This is a genomic window from Micromonospora sp. FIMYZ51 (assembly GCF_038246755.1).
GTDB lineage: Bacteria > Actinomycetota > Actinomycetes > Mycobacteriales > Micromonosporaceae > Micromonospora.
Genome location: NZ_CP134706.1, coordinates 2,930,890 through 2,949,044 on the forward strand (window position 1 = coordinate 2,930,890; position 18,155 = coordinate 2,949,044).

8 protein-coding genes are annotated in these 18,155 nt (G+C 69.3%); all 8 read left to right on the forward strand.

From position 1 onward, the window contains the following. Positions 1-20: 20 nt before the first annotated feature. The 8 genes from QQG74_RS13755 to QQG74_RS13790 all read left to right on the forward strand — a co-directional run bounded on the left by QQG74_RS13755 (position 21) and on the right by QQG74_RS13790 (position 18,098). Complete coding sequence (locus QQG74_RS13755; RefSeq protein ID WP_341720667.1) at positions 21-6,326, forward strand: type I polyketide synthase; 6,306 nt, start codon at positions 21-23, stop codon at positions 6,324-6,326. 243 nt (positions 6,327-6,569) lie between these two features. Further along, complete coding sequence (locus QQG74_RS13760; RefSeq protein WP_341720668.1) at positions 6,570-10,721, forward strand: SDR family NAD(P)-dependent oxidoreductase; 4,152 nt, start codon at positions 6,570-6,572, stop codon at positions 10,719-10,721. Between the two features lie 161 nt (positions 10,722-10,882). Further along, on the forward strand, positions 10,883-12,085 hold the full coding sequence (locus QQG74_RS13765) for a cytochrome P450 (RefSeq protein WP_341720669.1): 1,203 nt from the start codon (positions 10,883-10,885) through the stop codon (positions 12,083-12,085). Between the two features lie 33 nt (positions 12,086-12,118). Further along, entirely contained in the window at positions 12,119-13,573 is a 1,455-nt protein-coding gene (locus QQG74_RS13770; protein WP_341720670.1) for an NDP-hexose 2,3-dehydratase family protein, read from the forward strand. Continuing rightward, complete coding sequence (locus QQG74_RS13775; protein WP_341720671.1) at positions 13,570-14,562, forward strand: Gfo/Idh/MocA family oxidoreductase; 993 nt, start codon at positions 13,570-13,572, stop codon at positions 14,560-14,562. Before QQG74_RS13770 ends, QQG74_RS13775 begins: the two co-directional genes overlap by 4 nt. Next, complete coding sequence (locus QQG74_RS13780) at positions 14,559-15,530, forward strand: NAD(P)-dependent oxidoreductase (protein ID WP_341720672.1); 972 nt, start codon at positions 14,559-14,561, stop codon at positions 15,528-15,530. The genes QQG74_RS13775 and QQG74_RS13780 overlap by 4 nt, the downstream gene beginning before the upstream one ends. After that, positions 15,527-16,834 (forward strand): lipopolysaccharide biosynthesis protein RfbH, encoded by a 1,308-nt coding sequence (rfbH, locus tag QQG74_RS13785; protein ID WP_341720673.1) that lies wholly within the window; start codon positions 15,527-15,529, stop codon positions 16,832-16,834. The genes QQG74_RS13780 and rfbH overlap by 4 nt, the downstream gene beginning before the upstream one ends. 28 nt (positions 16,835-16,862) lie before the next feature. Further along, positions 16,863-18,098: an activator-dependent family glycosyltransferase gene (locus QQG74_RS13790; RefSeq protein ID WP_341720674.1), complete on the forward strand. Its 1,236-nt coding sequence runs from the start codon at positions 16,863-16,865 to the stop codon at positions 18,096-18,098. Positions 18,099-18,155: the final 57 nt, after the last annotated feature.

Genomic DNA, 18,155 nt, shown 5'->3' on the forward strand with positions numbered 1-18,155 from the left:
GTATTGAAGTGAGGTAACCGATGGCAGAGGAAAAGCTCCGTACCTATCTGCGGCGGGTCACCGTGGAGCTGCAGCAGACCCGGCAGCAGCTACAGGACGTCCAGGACCGGGTACGAGAGCCCATCGCCATCGTCGGCATGGCCTGCCGGCTGCCCGGCGGATCGGACTCGCCCGAGCAGCTCTGGCAGCTCGTGGCGGGTGGCGTCGACGCGGTCGGGGCCTTCCCCACCGATCGCGGCTGGGACCTGGACTCGCTTTTCGACGCCGATCCGGACCAGCCGGGAAAGACGTACACGATGGAGGGTGCCTTCCTCGACGGTGCCGGCGACTTCGACGCCGGGCTCTTCGGTATCTCGCCCCGCGAGGCCGAGGCGATGGACCCACAGCAGCGCCTGCTGCTCGAGTGCTCCTGGGAGGCGCTTGAGCGCGCCGGCATCGCGCCCACCGCACTCAAGGGCAGCCGTACGGGCGTGTTCATCGGTGGCTGCGCGGTCGAGCACGCCGCGCTGCTGATGAGCTCACCGAGCAACCAGGGCTACGCGGCGACGGGCGGCTCGGGCAGTGTCCTCTCCGGCCGCGTCTCCTACGTGCTGGGTCTCGAAGGACCAGCGGTCACGGTCGACACCGCCTGCTCCTCCTCGCTTGTCGCGATCCACAACGCGATGCAGTCCCTGCGCCAGGGTGACTCCGCCCTGGCCATTGCCGGCGGCGTCGGAGTCCTCGCCACCCCCTCCGGCTTCGTCACCTTCGCGCGCCAACGTGGCCTGGCCGCCGACGGCCGCTGCAAGTCGTTCGCGGCCGCCGCGGACGGCATCGGCTGGGGCGAAGGCGCCGCCGTCATCGTCATGGAGCGGCTCTCCGACGCGCGCCGCAACGGGCACCCGGTGCTGGCCGTGATTCGGGGCAGCGCCATCAACCAGGACGGGGCCTCCAACGGGCTGAGCGCACCGAACGGCCCGTCGCAGCGACGGGTGATCCGGCAGGCCCTCGCCAACGCCGGGCTGCTCGCCTCCGAGGTCGACGTGGTGGAGGCGCACGGCACGGGCACGACGTTGGGCGACCCGATCGAGGCGCAGGCGTTGCTGGCGACCTACGGCCAGGAACGCGCCGGCGGCGAACCGCTCTGGCTCGGCTCGCTGAAGTCGAACATCGGCCACACCCAGTACCCGGCGGGTGCCGCAAGCGTGATCAAAATGGTGATGGCGATGCGCGCGGGCGTGTTGCCGAAGACGCTGCACGTGGACGAGCCGACGCCGCAGGTGGACTGGTCGTCGGGCGCGGTGGCGCTGCTGACCGAGGCGCGGGACTGGCCGGTGAACGGCCATCCGCGCCGCGCCGCGGTGTCCTCGTTCGGCATCAGCGGCACAAACGTGCACCTGATCCTCGAAGAGCCACCCGCCGAAGAGGGCGGGGAGGCGCCGCAAGGCCCCTCAGCCGCGCCGGTCTCGTCCCCGCTGCGACCCTGGCCGGTATCCGGCCGGAACGCCGCCGCGCTGCGCGGCCAGGCGAGTCGCCTCGCCACGTACGCCGAGCACACGCCCGACGTGTCGCCCGGCGACGTGGGGTACTCACTGGCGGTGACGCGGGCGGCCCTGGAACACCGGGCCGTGGTGATCGGCGAGCGACTGCCCGACTTCGTCGCCGGCCTCGCCGCCCTCGCGCAGGACACTCCCGCCGGTGCGGTGGTACGCGGTGTGGCGGACCTGGACGGCCGGGTGGCGTTCGTGTTTCCGGGTCAGGGTGCGCAGTGGGTGGGGATGGCGGTGTCGTTGTGGGAGTCGTCGTCGGTTTTCGGTGGGTCGATGGTGGCGTGTGAGCAGGCGTTGGCGCCGTTTGTGGAGTGGTCGTTGCGGGAGGTGGTGTTTTCGGGGGATGAGCAGTTGTGGGAGCGGGTGGATGTGGTGCAGCCGGTGTTGTGGGCGGTGATGGTGTCGTTGGCGCAGTTGTGGCGTTCGTGTGGTGTGGTGCCGTCGGTGGTGGTGGGTCATTCGCAGGGTGAGATTGCGGCGGCGGTGGTGGCGGGTGGTTTGAGCCTGGCGGATGGGGCCCGCGTCGTGGCGCTGCGCTCGCGCATGGTGCGGGAGCGGCTCGCGGGTGCCGGCGGCATGGTGTCGGTGGCGCTTCCGGCGACCGACGTGTCTCGCCTGGTGGCGGAGTTCGAGGGTGTCGGGGTGGCCGCGGTCAACGGCCCGGCTGCGGTGGTCGTCTCGGGCGCGAACGCGGCACTTGACGCGCTGCTGGCGCACTGCGAGCGCACCGGAGTGCGGGCCCGCCGGGTGGCCGTGGACTACGCGTCCCACTCGGATCAGGTCGCCGTGCTGGAGGCTCCGCTGCTGGCGGCGCTGGCGGAGGTGACGCCGGGGCCGTCGCGGCTGCCGATGATCTCCTCGGTCACCGGCGAGCTGATCGACACGTCGACCATGGACGCCCGGTACTGGTTCACGAACCTGCGCGAGACGGTCCGCTTCGACGATGCCGTCGGCGCGCTCGTCGACCAGGGCATCGGTGCCTTCATCGAGGTGAGCCCGCATCCGGTACTGACGCCCGCGGTGCAGGAGCGGATCGAGGAGTCCGGCCGGCCCGGCGTGGTGGTGGGCTCGCTGCGCCGCGACGACGGCGGCGTCGGTCGCTTCCTGACGTCGCTGGCCGAGGCGTACGTGCGGGGTGTCGCGGTCGACTGGCCCGTGCTCTTCGCCGGCGCCCGCCGGGTGGACCTGCCGACGTACGCGTTCCAGCGCCGGCGCTACTGGCTGAAGGTCGAGGACGCCCCCACGACCTCCGGCGGACCGGTCGACGGCGAGTTCTGGCAGGTGGTCGAGCGCGGCGACGTCTCCGGCCTGGAGACGATGGTCGGTGCCCCGGGCCCGTGGGACGAAGTGCTGCCGGCACTGTCCAACTGGCGGCGATCCCGCACGGAGCGCCAGCTGGTCGACTCCTGGCGCTACCGGGTGGTCAGCCGATCGGTCCCGGTGGCCGCACCGGGCGCGCTGACCGGAACCTGGCTCGTACTGCTCACCGCCGAGGATGGTGCGTTCACCGATGAGCTCGTAGCCCTCTTGTGCGCCGCGGGCGCCCAGGTGCGGGTGGTGACGGTGTCGGATCGGGTCGGCCTGGCTGATGAGTTGAGGGAGGTCGGTGACGTCGGCGGTGTGTTGGTGGTGGGGTTCGGTGGCGTGTTGAGGTCGGTGGCGGCGGTGCAGGGCCTGGCGGATGCCGGTGTGGCGGCGCCGCTGTGGATGGTGACCCGGGGTGCGGTGCAGCCGGGTGTGGTGCTGGCCGAGCAGGCGCAGGTGTGGGCGTTGGGCCAGGTGGTGGGCTTGGAGCGGCCAGCCGGTTGGGGTGGTCTGGTGGATCTGCCACCGGCGTGGGATGACGGGGTGGGTGCTGGGCTGGTCAGTGTGTTGTCGGGTGGCGGTGGTGGTGAGGATCAGTTGGTGCTGCGCGGCTCCGGCGTCTTCGCGCGTCGTCTGGTGCGGGCTCCGCTGGCCGGTGTGGGCCGGGGTTGGGCACCTCGTGGTGCGGTCCTGGTGACCGGTGGCACCGGCGGCATCGGAGCGCATGTGGCCCGATGGCTGGTGGGGTTGGGCGCGGAGCATGTGGTGCTGACGAGCCGGCGTGGGTTGGCTGCCGAAGGTGCGCGGGAGTTGCGGGAGGAGTTGGCGGGCCAAGGCGCCCGGGTGACCATTGCCGCCTGCGACGTGGCTGACCGGGACGCATTGGCGGAGCTGTTGGCGCAGCTTCCGGATCTGTCGGCGGTCTTCCACGCGGCTGGTACCACGGTGTTCCGGGAAGTGGTGGAGACCACGGCGGCGGACTTTGCCGGGGTGTTGGCGGGAAAGGTCGCCGGTGCGCGCAATCTGGATGAGTTGACCGGAGAACTGGACGCCTTTGTGCTGTTCTCCTCGGGCGCGGCGGTCTGGGGTAGTGCCGGTAGTGGTGCGTACGCGGCGGCGAACGCGTTTCTCGACGGCCTGGCGCAGCAGCGTCGTGCGCGTGGTCTGACGGCGACGTCGGTGTCCTGGGGTGGTTGGCAGGACACCGGGATGGCCGGTGACCGGGCTGGTGAGTTGTTGACCCGGCTGGGTGTGCGGTTGATGGCGCCCCGGCTTGCGCTTCAGGCTCTGTTCGAGGCGATCGATCACGATGAGACGTTGTTGACGGTTGCGGACATGGATTGGGAGCGTTTCGCTCCGGGTTACACAATGGCCCGCCGTCGAGCTCTGATCGAGAGCATTCCCGAGGCCGCCCAGGCGATCAGTGGTGACCTGTCCGGGCAGACCCTCGACGAGACGGCAAGCGTCGAACTACGCCAACGGCTCGCCGCGCTGAACGACGGGCAGCGAACCACGCAGCTGCTCAAACTCGTACGCGCCGAGGCGGCAGCGGTGCTGGCCCACGACGACGTCGACGAGATCGGCGCCTCCCGCCCCTTCCAGGACCTCGGGTTCACCTCGCTTACCGCGATGGAGCTGCGTAACCGGCTGCGGACCGCGACCGGCCTGCGGCTGCCCGCCACCCTCGTCTTCGACCACCCGACCCCGGCCGCCGTGGCCGACCTGCTCCGCGTGGAGCTCTTCGGCGGCACCGACGCGGCCACCGCAACGCCGGCGGCGCGCGAGGTCGCCGATGATCCGCTGGTGATCGTCGGCATGGCCTGTCGCTTCCCCGGCGGCGTGGCCTCGCCCGAGGACCTGTGGCGGGTGGTCGCCGAGGAACGCGACGAGATGACGGAGCTGCCGACCGACCGCGGTTGGCAGGCGCAGGGCATGCGGGCCCTGCTGCCGGACGGGTCGGCCACGACTCAGCAGGGCGCTTTCCTCGATACCGCGGGCGACTTCGACGCGGCTTTCTTCGGTATCTCGCCGCGGGAGGCCCTGGCGATGGATCCGCAGCAGCGGTTGTTGCTGGAGTGTTCGTGGGAGGCGTTGGAGCGGGCCGGGGTGGATCCGCTGTCGCTGCGCGGCAGCCGCACCGGCGTGTTCGTCGGCGGCACCCCGCAGGAGTACACCACCGTGCTGATGAACTCCTCGGAAGCGACCGGCGGTTATGCGTTGACCGGTGCTTCCGGCAGTGTGATGTCGGGTCGGGTGGCGTACGTGTTGGGGCTTGAGGGTCCGGCGGTGACGGTGGACACGGCGTGTTCGTCGTCGTTGGTGGCGTTGCATCTGGCGGGTCAGGCGTTGCGTAACGGTGAGTGTGATCTTGCCCTGGCCGGCGGTGTGGCGGTGATGGTGACGCCCGGCGCGTTCGCGGAGTTCGATCGGCAGGGTGGGTTGGCTCGTGATGGGCGGTGTAAGGCGTTTGCGGCGGCGGCGGATGGTACGGGTTGGGGTGAGGGTGTGGGTGTGGTGGTGGTGGAGCGGTTGTCGGATGCGCGGCGTAATGGTCATCAGGTGTGGGCGGTGGTGCGTGGGTCGGCGGTGAATTCGGATGGTGCGTCGAATGGGTTGACGGCGCCGAATGGTCCGTCGCAGCAGCGGGTGATTCGGCAGGCGTTGGCGGTGGCGGGGGTTTCTGCGGGTGAGGTGGATGTGGTGGAGGCGCATGGTACGGGGACGACGTTGGGTGATCCGATTGAGGCGCAGGCGTTGTTGGCGACGTATGGGCGGGGGCGTCCGGAGGGTCGGCCGCTGTGGTTGGGGTCGGTGAAGTCGAATATTGGTCATACGCAGGCGGCGGCGGGTGTGGCGGGGTTGATCAAGATGGTGTTGGCGATGCGGGCGGGGGTGTTGCCGAGGACGTTGCATGTGGATGAGCCGACGCCGCAGGTGGATTGGTCGTCGGGGGCGGTGGAGTTGTTGACGGAGGCGCGTCAGTGGCGGGTGGATGGTCGTCCGCGTCGGGCGGGTATTTCGTCGTTCGGGATCAGTGGCACCAATGCTCACGTGATCATCGAGGAGCCGCCGGCTGAACTGGAGCCCGAGTTGGGGTCGGGTGGGGTGTTGCCGGTGTTGCCGGTGGTGCCGTGGGTGGTGTCGGGTCGTGGGGTGGGTGCGTTGCGGGATCAGGTGGATCGGCTTGTGGGGTTTGTGGGTGGTGGTTCTGGTGTGGGGGTGGTGGATGTGGGTGTGTCGTTGGCGGTGGGTCGGGCGGGGTTGGAGTCGCGGGCGGTGGTGGTGGGTGGGGATGTGGGGGAGTTGGTGGGGGTTTGGGGCGGGTGGAGTTGGGTGGGGTGGTGGGTGATGGTCGGGTGGGGTTTTTGTTTTCGGGTCAGGGTTCTCAGCGGTTGGGTATGGGGCGTGAGTTGTATTCGTTGTTTCCGGTTTTTGCAAGGGTTTTTGATGAGGTGTGTGGTGAGTTTGATGTGTTGTTGGGGCGGTCGTTGAAGGAGGTGGTGTGGGGTGGTGATGTGGGGTTGTTGGAGCGTACGGAGTTTGCGCAGCCGGCGTTGTTTGCGGTGGAGGTGGCGTTGTTTCGGTTGGTGGAGTCGTGGGGTGTTCGGCCGGATGTGTTGGTGGGGCATTCGGTGGGGGAGTTGGTGGCGGCGTGTGTGGCGGGTGTGTGGTCGTTGGGGGATGCGTGTCGGGTGGTGGCGGCTCGGGGTCGGTTGATGCAGGGGTTGCCGGTGGGTGGGGGATGTGGTCGGTGGAGGTGTCGGAGGAGGAGATTGGGGGTTGCTTGTGGAGGGTGTGTCGGTGGCGGCGGTGAATGGTCCGTCGTCGGTGGTGATTTCGGGGGCGGTGGAGTTGGTGGAGCGGGTGGTGGCGGCGTGTGGGGGGCGGCGGTGTCGGCGGTTGGCGGTGTCGCATGGGTTTCATTCGGTGTTGATGGAGCCGATGCTTGCTGATTTTGAGCGGGTTTTGGTGGGGGTGGAGTTTTGTCGTCCGGTGTTGCCGGTGGTGTCGAATGTTTTTGGTCGGGTGGTGGGGGAGGAGTTGTTGTCGCCGGGTTATTGGGTGCGGCAGGTGCGGGAGGCGGTGCGGTTTGGTGATTGTGTGGATGTGGTGGTGGGTGGGGGTGTGGTGACGTTGTTGGAGGTGGGTCCGGGTGGGTTGGCGGGTTTGGTGGATCGGGTGGGGGTGGTGGTGTTGTCTGGTTTGCGTCGTGGTCGTGGTGAGTGTGAGTCGTTGGTGGGGGCGTTGGGTGGTTTGTGGGTGCGTGGGGTGTCGGTTGATTGGGGGGCGTTTTTTGCGGGTCGTGGTGGGCGGTGGGTGTCGTTGCCGACGTATGCGTTTCAGCATCGCCGCTACTGGATCGAAGCCACGACCGGCGGTGACCCCGCCGCGGTCGGCCTGATCGCGGCAGAGCATCCGCTGATCGGCGCGCTCGTTGCGCTGCCCGAGTCCAACGGCCTTGTCGCCACCGCCAGGCTCTCCCGCGCCACGTGCCCCTGGCTCGCCGAGCACGCGCTCAACGGCACGGCGCTGCTACCCGGTACCGCCTTCGTCGAGCTTGCTCTGCACGCCGGAGACCAGGTCGGTTGCGACGTCATCGAGGAGCTCACGCTCGAGGCGCCACTGCTGCTGCCCGGCCACGACGCGGTTGCCGTGCAGGTCTCGATCGGGGCCGCCGACGACAGCGGCCGTCGAACGGTGACCGTGTACGCGCGGCCGGAGCAGGCGGGCAGCGAGGCGGCCTGGACCCGGCACGCGAGCGGGATGCTCGCCGCCGAGGGCGCCCGGCCGCCCCAGGACGAGACAACCGAGTGGCCGCCCGTCGGGGCACGACCCGTACCCGTCGAGGACTTCTACGACCGGCTCGCCGAGGGCGGGTTCGAGTACGGGCCGACATTCCAGGGCCTGCACGCCGTGTGGCAGCGCGACGGCGAACTCTTCGCCGACGTCCGCCTGCCCGACGAGGCCGCGCCGGAAGCTGCCGGTTTCGCGCTGCACCCGGCGCTGCTCGACGCGGCGCTACAGCCGTTGGCGATGGGCATCCTCGGCGCCGACGACCCGACCCGCGAACCAACGACAGCGGGCCTCCCCTTCGCCTGGACGAACGTACGGCTCCACACCACCGGATCGACACAACTACGGGTGCACCTCACGCCGGTCAACCGTGCTGACGCCGCCATCCGGATCACCGACGGTACGGGCAGCCCGGTCGCGTCGATCGAGTCGTTGACGCTGCGTACGCCCGCCCCGGAGCAACTGGCCGCTGCGGCCGTCGCGGCCGAGGCGGACGAGAACCCGCTCTACCGGCTGGCCTGGACGGCACCGGCGAAAACCACGGGGGAGACCGTCACGCAGTGGTCTCAGCTGGGACTCGATCGTCTGGAGATCCGCCCGCGTCTGGTCGCCGCCGGTATCGCCGGCACGCCCTACCTCGACTGGCCGTCACTGATCGAGACGCTGCACGCCGGTTCGCCGCCGCCACCGGTGGTCGTGATGTTCTGCGTCTCCGATGCCGAGGAGGACACCGTCACGGCCACCCACGAGATGACCCGACAGGTGCTCCAGGTCGTGCAGCACTGGCTCGACGAGGCCCGGCTCGCCGACTCACGGTTGGTGCTGCTCACCCGCGGCGCCGTCTCGACCGGACCCGACGACCCGATCCGGGATCTGCCCGGCGCGGCGGTCTGGGGTCTGGTCCGCTCAGCCCAGTCCGAGAGCACCTCGCGGATCGTCCTAATCGACGTGGACGACGACGAGGCGTCGTACCAGTTGCTTCCGTCCGTCCTCGGCAGCGACGAGCCGCAGGTCGCGGTGCGCGCGGGAGCAGTCACCGTGCCCCGGCTGACCCGCCTCGACGCGCCCGAGGCCGGTGCGCGACCGCCGGCCTTCGACCCGTCCGGCACGGTCCTGGTGACCGGCGCGACAGGCGGGCTCGGTGCCCTGGTGACCCGCCACTTGGTCGTCGCCAATGGTGCCCGCCACCTGCTGCTGGCCAGCCGCCGTGGCGCCGACGCACCCGGCGCTGCCGGCCTCCTCGCCGAGCTCACCGAACTGGGCGCGCAGGTGAACTTCACGGCCTGCGACGTGGCCGACCGCGAGTCCGTACGGAACCTGCTCACCGCGATCCCTGCGGAGCGGCCGCTGACCGCGGTCGTGCACCTGGCGGGCGTCCTGGACGACGGCGTCCTCGCGTCGCTGACCCCGGCGCGTCTCGACGCGGTGCTGGCGGCGAAGGCCGACGCGGCGTGGCACCTCCACGAACTCACTGCGGAACTGGAGCTGTCGGCGTTCATCCTCTTCTCCTCGGCCGCCGGGGTGCTGGGCAGCCAGGGCCAGGCGAACTACGCCGCCGCAAACGCCTTCCTCGACGCCCTGGCCGGGTACCGCAGGGACCGGGGCCTGCCGGCACTCTCGCTCGCCTGGGGCTGGTGGGCCCAGCAGGGCGGCATGGCCGATGGCCTGGGCGACAACCAGCGGTCCCGGATGGCCCGCGGTGGACTGCTTCCGTTCACGGCCGAGCGGGGCCTCGCGGCCCTCGACGCCGCCCGCCTGGTGCCCGGTCCGGCCGCGCTGGTGCCGATCCGGCTCAACGTCGGTACGTCGCCAGCTCCGGCCGGCTTCACCGTGCCGGCCGTGCTGCGGGGCCTGGTCCGCCCCGCGGTCCGCCGGGCGGCCGGGCACTCCGGCCGGGTGGCGGAGGCCGCGTTGCGGGAGCGCCTCGCGGGCCTGGACCAGCAGGGCCGTGAGGCCATCCTGCTGGACCTGGTACGCACCGAGACCGCGCAGATCCTCGGCCACACCGACGCGGAACTCATCGAGCCGGATCGCGCCTTCGGTGAGCTGGGTTTCGACTCGCTGACCTCGATGGAGCTACGCAACCGGCTCAACACCGGCACGGGACTGCGGTTGGCCAGCACCGCCGTCTTCGATCACCCCACTCCGGCCGCGCTCGCCGGAGAACTTGCGGCGCAGCTCTCCACCGTGGCCGCTGCCGTGCCGGCGGCGCCGGCCGGGGAGCCGGCGGGCGAGACCTCGGAGGCGGCGGCCAACGCGGCCGTCATCAACGGCATCGAGGCGCTCTACCGTCGCTCCATCGAGCTGGGTCGGCTCGACATCGGCCACCACGTGCTGCGCGCCACCGTCGAACTGCGGTCCAGCTTCGCCACGGCCGACGAGGTGAAGAAGGGGCCCGAACTGGTACGGCTCACCGCCGGCTCCGAGCACCCGAGGCTCATCTGCTTCCCGTCCCAGTCGGTCTGGGCGAGCAATCAGGAGCTGATGAACCTGGCACTGCCGCTGCGCGGCATCCGTGACGTGTGGTCGCTGATGACACCCGGCTTCGTGGCCGGCGAGCAGGTCGCGGAGAGCATCGAGGCGCTTGCCGACTACTGCGCACAGCGGATCGTGCAGTCCGGCGACGCACCGTTCGTGCTCGTCGGTCGCTCCTCCGGCGGCCGGGTCGCGCACGAGGTCGCGGTGCGGCTGGAGCAGATGGACGTCCAGCCGTTGGGCCTCGTGCTGGTCGACAGCTACGTCTCCGGCGGTGGCCAGGTCGACTACATCCTGCCGGTGATGGAGAGCCGGGCCCTTGAGTTGGAGAAGGACTTCGGTCGGATGACCGGCACGCGGTTGACCGCGATGTCGGCCTACTTCGCGCTCTTCGAGGAGTGGGAGCCGGTCGAGATCAAGACGCCGACCCTGCTGGTACGGGCCTCGGAGTGCTTCGGCGTCGAACCCGACCAGGTGCCACCGGCGGAGGAGTGGCAGGCCAGTTGGCCACTGCCGCACGACGCAATCGATGTGCCCGGCAACCACTACAGCATGCTTGAGGAGTACGGATCGGTGACCGCCGCGGCGATTCACGACTGGCTCGTCCAGCACGGGTAGGGCCGCGATTCTTGATCTCGCTTAGCGTACGGCGGAATAGGGGAGTCAAGGGATAGGGGCCCACAGCCCAATGCTGGGGTTACGGCCCAACACGGCACGCCGATACCTTTCACGCAGACGCGCACCGTCGTAACCACCTAGGCGTGGAGGTTTGATTTCCGATGGCAGAAACCGGAACGGTGTCGGACTCCATCTCGCCGGAGCCGCTAACATCGCTGCTCGAGTGGTGCGAGGAAAAGCGCAATACCGAGCCGGTCAGCCCAGCGGAACTGCCGGGCACCTGGAACGTCTTCTCGTACGCCGACGTGGCGGCGGCCCTGACGGATCACGCGACATACTCCAGCGACTTTCGGCATCTCATCCCTTCGGACCCTGATCTGGAACTGCTCAGCAAGGGCATGTTCATCGCCCTGGATCCGCCCGAGCAGCGACGCCTGCGGACCCTTGCGAGCAAGGCGTTCACGCCTCGGCTGATCGCCGGTCTCGAGCCCCGGATCACCGCTGTCACGGCGGATCTGCTGGACGCGGTAAAGGGTAAAGACCGGTTCGACATGGTGGCGGATCTGGGCTACCCGCTGCCGGTGACGGTGATCGCCGAAATGCTCGGTCTGCCGGCCGATACGCGGGGTCAGTTCCTGCACTGGACGGAGACGATTCTCAACAACAACACCAAGGAGCGGTCGCTGCCCACCGAGGAGGAGACGGCGGAGTTCAAGCTCCTGGCGCGGGAGATGAACGCCTTCCTGCTCGACCAGATCGGACAGCGTCGTGCCCGGCCGGGTGAGGATCTGCTCACCAAGCTGGTCCAGGCGAGCGAGGACGGGGAGCGGCTCGATGACGCGGAGATCGTCGGATTCATTGCGCTGATGCTGGTCGCCGGTCACGTGACGACGACGGCTCTGCTCGGCAATACGGTGCTGTGTCTGGACCGCAACCCGCACCTGTGGGCCGAGCTGCGCGCCGATCGGGCGCTGGTGCCTGCGGCGATCGAGGAAGCCATGCGCATGCGGCCACCGACCGTGCGGGTGCCGCGCATCACCACCCGTGAGGTCGAGCTGGGTGGAACGGTCCTGCCGGCCGGGTCCGTGCTGACCCTGTGGTTCGTGTCGGCCAACCGGGACGCCGAGCAGTTCGCTGAGCCGGACGTGTTCGATGTGCACCGCAACCCCAACCGGCACGTCAGCTTCGGCCACGGCATCCATCACTGCCTCGGGGCCCCGCTGAGCCGGCTGGAATCCAGGATCGCGCTCAACATGATCCTGGACCGGTACCGCGAGGTGACCGTCGACTGGGCGGGAACCGACTTCTACCACCCCATGAGCCTGATCGGGCCGAAGAAGCTTCCGCTGGACGTAGCCGCATAGCACCCACACCCGCGCTGAGTGTGAGGAGAATCCGTGTTCGTTCAAGCTTCGAAGGCCGACGGGCTGCTGCGGACCGAGGACTCGCGGTCGGTGTGCCGGTTCACCGAGTCTTCCCTGGCCACCGCCCAACCAGCGTTGTCACCGGGGTTGCGCAGCTGGCTGGCCGGCCGTCGCCGGGCGGTGACCCACCAGGTGGAGAAGATTCCGCTCGCGGAGCTTCATGGTTGGCGGTTCGAGGAGGCCACCGGCAACCTGGTGCACCAGAGTGGCCGGTTCTTCGCCTTCGAGGGCCTGCACGTTCAGACCGATCGAGGGCCCGTGCCGCAGTGGTGGCAGCCGATCATCAACCAGCCGGAGATCGGGATCCTCGGCATTCTGGCCAAGGAGATCGACGGTGTCCTGCACTTCCTCATGCAGGCAAAGGCCGAGCCAGGCAATATCAACGGCCTACAGATCTCGCCTACGGTCCAGGCCACCCGCAGCAACTACAGTCGGGTGCACCGCGGCAGCCCGACCAAGTACCTGGAGTATTTCGTCGAGCGCGCCGCCAGCCGGGTTCTCGTGGACGTCCTGCAATCCGAGCAGGGCTCCTGGTTCCTCGGCAAGCGGAACCGCAACATGATCGTCGAGACCACCGATGACGTGCCCCCCGACGACGACTTCTACTGGTGCTCGTTGAGCGAGATCAAGGAGCTGCTCCGGTTCGACAACATGGTGAACATGGATGCGCGGACCGTCCTGTCCTGCATCCCGTTTGCCGGATCGCAGCCGATGAGCGCCCCGCGGGCCACCGGCGGGGACCACTTCTCGGCCGCGCTCGTCCGGTCGCTGTCGGCGGTACCCGGCTCGCTGAACTCCGCCACGGACGTGCTGAGCTGGTTCACCGAGGCGAAGACCCGGCACGGACTCACGGCCCGCCGGGTGCCGCTGCGGGGCCTGCCTCAGTGGCATCGTTCCGAGCACGAGATCGCCCACGAGAGCGGAAGGCACTTTCGGGTCGTCGCCGTCGACGTGACGGCGGACAACCGCGAGGTGGCCCGGTGGCGGCAACCGATGCTCGCGCCGTGCGGGCGGGGCGTGGTGGCGATCATCGCCAAGATCATCGACGGGGTTCTGCACTTCCTCGTCCAGGCGCGGATCCAGCACGGCCACCTCGACACCGTCGAGATCGGGCCGACGGTCCAGTGCATCCCGGACAGCTATACGGCATTCCCGCCCCAGCACCGGCCGACCTACCTGGACTACGTCCTGGGATCGACCGGTTCCAGCCGGATCCGATACGACCAGGTGCACTCCGAGGAGGGCGGGCGTTTCTACCACGCGGAGAACCGGTACATGGTCGTCGAGGCCGGCGACGACTTTCCGGTCCAGGTGCCGTCCCAGTTCTGCTGGGTGACGCTGCATCAGCTCATCCGGCTGCTGCGGCACAGTCACTACCTCAACGTGGAGGCACGCAGCGTGGTCAGCTGCGTGAACACCCTGTGGTGAGCGGCGGGCCGGCCGGGCGGCGGATCGGCCTGGGCGTGCTCGGCTGTGCCGACATCGCCTGGCGTCGGGTCCTGCCGGCGGTCGTCGCCGAACCCCGGCTGCGGCTGGTCGGAGTGGCGAGCCGAACCGCCGACCGGGCGCACGCCTTCGCCCACCGATTCGGCGGGGACGCGGTCGAGGGCTACGACCGCCTCCTCGACCGCGCTGACGTCGATGCCGTCTACATCCCGCTGCCGACGGCGCTGCATGGGCCGTGGGTGATGCGTGCCCTCGCGGCCGGCAAGCATGTCCTCGTCGAGAAGCCCTTCGCGGTCACCCGGGTGGAGGCAGAGCGGATGCTCGATCTCGCCCGGACCTCGGGGCTGCGGGTGATGGAGAACTTCATGTTCATCTATCACGGGCAGCATGCCGCCGTACGCCAACTCGTCGACGAGGGCGAAATCGGCGAGGTACGGACCTTCAGCGGGGCGTTCGGCTTCCCGCCGCTGCCCGACACGGACGTGCGATACCGGGCGGAACTTGGCGGCGGTGCCCTGCTGGACGTCGGCGTGTACCCGATCCGAGCGGCCCAGATGTTCCTCGGTCAGGGGTTGCGCCCGCGCGGCGCCGTGCTGCGCGTCGATCCACGCCACGGGGTGGACGTGCAGGGAAACGTACTCCTCCAGTCGCCGGACGGCGCTACCGCGGAGTTGTCCTTCGGCTTCGACCACTACTACCGATGCGACTACTCGCTCTGGGGCAGCAGAGGCCGGATCATCCTGGAGCGCGCATACACGCCGCCTGCCACCCGGCAACCCCTGCTCAGGCTGGAACAGCAAGACCGCGTGCAGGAGCTGCGCCTACCCCCGCAGGACCAGATCGCCACCGTGCTTGGCGAGTTCGCGGCTGCCGTACTTGACGACGCCGAGCCGCGGGAGACCCCCGCCGACATCCTCCGGCAGGCGACCTTGCTGGATCAGATCCGGGCCTGCGCCGAGGTGGACCGGTGACCGCACCGCTCGCGCTCGTGGTGGGCGGCTCCGGTTTCCTCGGGAAGCACATCTGTGCCGCGTTCACCGGTCACGGCTGGCAGGTGATCAGCGTCAGTCGCCGAGCCAGGGCCGTGCCGGGATGTACCTCGGTGGGGGTCCGCCCGCACGGTGCGTACGCGCAGTTCCAGGAGCTGATCGACGAGACCTCTCCGCAGGTCGTCGTCAACGCCGCCGGCGCGGTATGGCAACCCACCGAGAACGACCTCCAACTCGCCAACGTGGAATGCGCAGATGCCGTCACCCGTGCGGTGGCCGGCGGCCGGAAGCCCACCCGGCTCATCCACCTCGGCTCGTCGCTCGAGTACGCGCCACGGCCCCGGGGGCAACCGACACCCGAGTCGACCCCGACCACGCCGACAAGCGCGTACGGAAGGTCCAAGTTGGCCGGCTCCCGGCTGGTGCTCGCGGCGGCGCGCGGTCCGGGCATCGACGCGGTCGTCCTGCGGGTCTTCAACGCGATAGGGCCCGGGCAGCCGGCGTCGAGCATGCTGGGGCGGGCCGTGGCCGAACTCAAGCGGGCGCAGGCGCATGGCGTCCGGGCGCGGCTGGAGCTCACCCACCAGGAGCGCGACTTTGTCGACGTCCGTGACGTCGCCGAGGCAGTACGCCTGAGCGCGGTGGCCCGCGCGCCGGTGCTGCCTCCGGTGGTGAACATCGGCCGTGGCGAGGCCGCCACCACCGCGACGCTGCTCGGAGCACTTGTCAAGATCAGTGGCGTGCCGGCCGACGTCCGCATGGGCGGGTACCCGGATGGGCCGAGAGGCAATGCCCTCAGCTGGCAGCGGGCGGACATCAACCTCGCGGGCCGGGCGCTCGGGTGGCGTCCCCGCACGGCGTTGCCGACGACGCTGCACGACCTGTGGTGTTCGGCCCCCGGCCATCCGCACGATGACAGCGAGCCAACCGGAGAGCGGGCGAGTCAATGAACAGCGAACTCAAGGAAAGCATCCTCAAAAACGCCCGGTTGTACCACGCCGAGCGCGAAGCCGACGCCGCGTTCGTGCCCGGCGTCACCCCCATCCTGAGTTCAGGCGCGGTGCTCAGCGAGGACGATCGCGCCGCGCTGGTGGAGGCGGCGCTGGACCTGCGCATCGCCTCGGGGGTCTACGCCAACCGGTTCGAGCGGGCTTTCGCCAACTACTTCAAGCTGCGCAAGGCACGGCTCACCAACTCCGGCTCGTCGGCCAATCTGGTGGCCCTGTCGGCCCTCACCTCCCCACGGCTGCGTGATCGTCGCCTGCACCCGGGTGACGAGGTGATCACCGTCGCCGCCGGTTTTCCCACCACGGTCAATCCGATCGTGCAGAACGGTCTGGTCCCGGTCTTCGTCGACGTGGACCTGCGCACGTACAACACCACCGCGGACCGGGTGGCCGCCGCGATCGGTCCGCGGACCAAGGCGATCGCGATCGCCCACGCGCTGGGCAATCCGTTCGAGGTCGCCGAGGTCGCTGCGCTGGCGCGGGAGCACGGGCTGTGGTTCCTGGAGGACAACTGCGACGCCGTCGGCTCCTTCTACCAGGGACGGCTCACCGGCACGTTCGGCGACCTGAGCACGGTCAGCTTCTACCCGGCGCACCACCTGACCATGGGCGAAGGCGGGTGCGTGCTGACCAACAGCGTCGAACTGGCGAACGTGGTCGAGTCCTACCGCGACTGGGGACGGGACTGCTGGTGCGAGCCGGGGGAGGACGACCGGTGCCGGAAACGGTTCAACTGGGAGCTGGGCTCGCTGCCGCTCGGTTATGACCACAAGTACGTCTTCTCCCACGTCGGCTACAACCTGAAATCCACCGACCTCCAGGCCGCACTGGGCCTCAGCCAACTCGCCCGGATCGACGAGTTCGGTGCGGCCCGGCGCCGGAACTGGCAGCGACTGCGGGCAGCCCTGGACTCGACGCCGGGCCTGATCCTGCCCGAGCCGACGCCGGACAGCGACCCGAGCTGGTTCGGATTTGTGATCACGATCCGGCCGGATGCCCCGTTCACCCGCCGGGACCTCCAGCTTCACCTGGAACAACGGCGCATCGGCACCCGCCTGCTGTTCAGCGGAAACCTCACTCGGCACCCCGCGTACGAATCGGTGAACTACCGGATCAGCGGGGACCTTACCAACAGCGACACGATCACCGATCGTACGTTCTGGATTGGGGTGTATCCCGGAATCACCGAGGAAATGATCGATTACATGAGTCGGTCCATCGACGAGTTTGTCCGGTCCGCCAAGTGAATCCCTACGGAGGGAGAATGGTCTCGCCATGCGCGTCCTGATTGCCACCCATTCCGACAGATCGCATTTCTACAGCATGATTCCGTTGGCCTGGGCCCTGCGTACCGCCGGTCACGAGGTGCGGGTGGCCTCCCAGCCGGCGTTGACCGATGACATCACGCAGGCCGGCCTCACCGCCGTGCCGCTGGGCACGGACCACACCCTGCACGAACAGCTGCGGCAGATGAGCAAGGAGGACTGGTCGGGCGGCTTCTCCCATGGCGACGCGGCGGAGCCGCCGGCCACCTGGGAGGCGCAGGGAATGCTGTACCGCGCCTTCGTCGAGTTCTACATGAAGGGCGTCAACAACGACTCCTTCCTCGACGGACTGATCGCCTTCGCTGGTCACTTCAAGCCGGACCTGGTGATCTGGGAACCGTTCACGTTCGCCGGTCCGGTTGCCGCCCGCGTCGTCGGTGCCGCGCATGCTCGGCTGCTCTGGAGCCCCGACCTGTTCAGCGGGATGCGCGAGACCTTCCTGCGCCTGCGGGACGAACAACCCGCCGATCAGCGGGTGGACCCGTTGGCGGCGTGGCTGGGGCCGGTGCTGGCCCGGCACGGTCTCGAGTTCACCGAGGACACCGCGGTGGGGCAGTGGACCATCGACCCCACCCCGGAGAGCAGCCGGCCGCCCCTGGGGCACCGGATCGTGCCGGTGCAGTATGTGCCCTACAACGGCCCTGCGGTGGTGCCGGAGTGGCTCCACGCGCCGGCCGCCAAGCCCCGGGTCTGCCTGACCGGCGGCCTGACGCTGCGGGAGCAGATCGGGCGGGACCCGTTCTCGGTGGCACAGCTGGAGATGTTCGCCGACCTCGACATCGAGCTGGTGGCGACCCTGAAAGCGGACGCGGACGGCGCGCCGCCGGCGATCCCGGCGAACACTCGGCTGGTCGACTACGTGCCGATGCACGCATTGCTGCCCACCTGCGCGGCCATCGTGCACTACGGCGGTGGCGGGACCTGGAGCACCGCGGTCCGCGCCGGCGTGCCGCAACTACTGATCGCACGCAGCTGGGACGTCGTCTACAAGGCCAAACACCTGAAGGAGTACGGCGCCGGGCTGTTCGTCGACAGCGAGTCGCAACTGCGGGACGCGTTGGTGCGGTTGCTGGCGGAGCCGTCGTTCCAGGAATCGGCGAGCCGACTGCGGGACGAGGTGCTGAGCGATCCCACGCCCAACGAGCTCGTGCCGATCCTCGAGAAGCTGACCGCCGAACACCGGTAGCACCCGCCGCGCACGGAAATGGCTCCCGACGGGTCGGGAGCCATTTCGTCGTCGCCG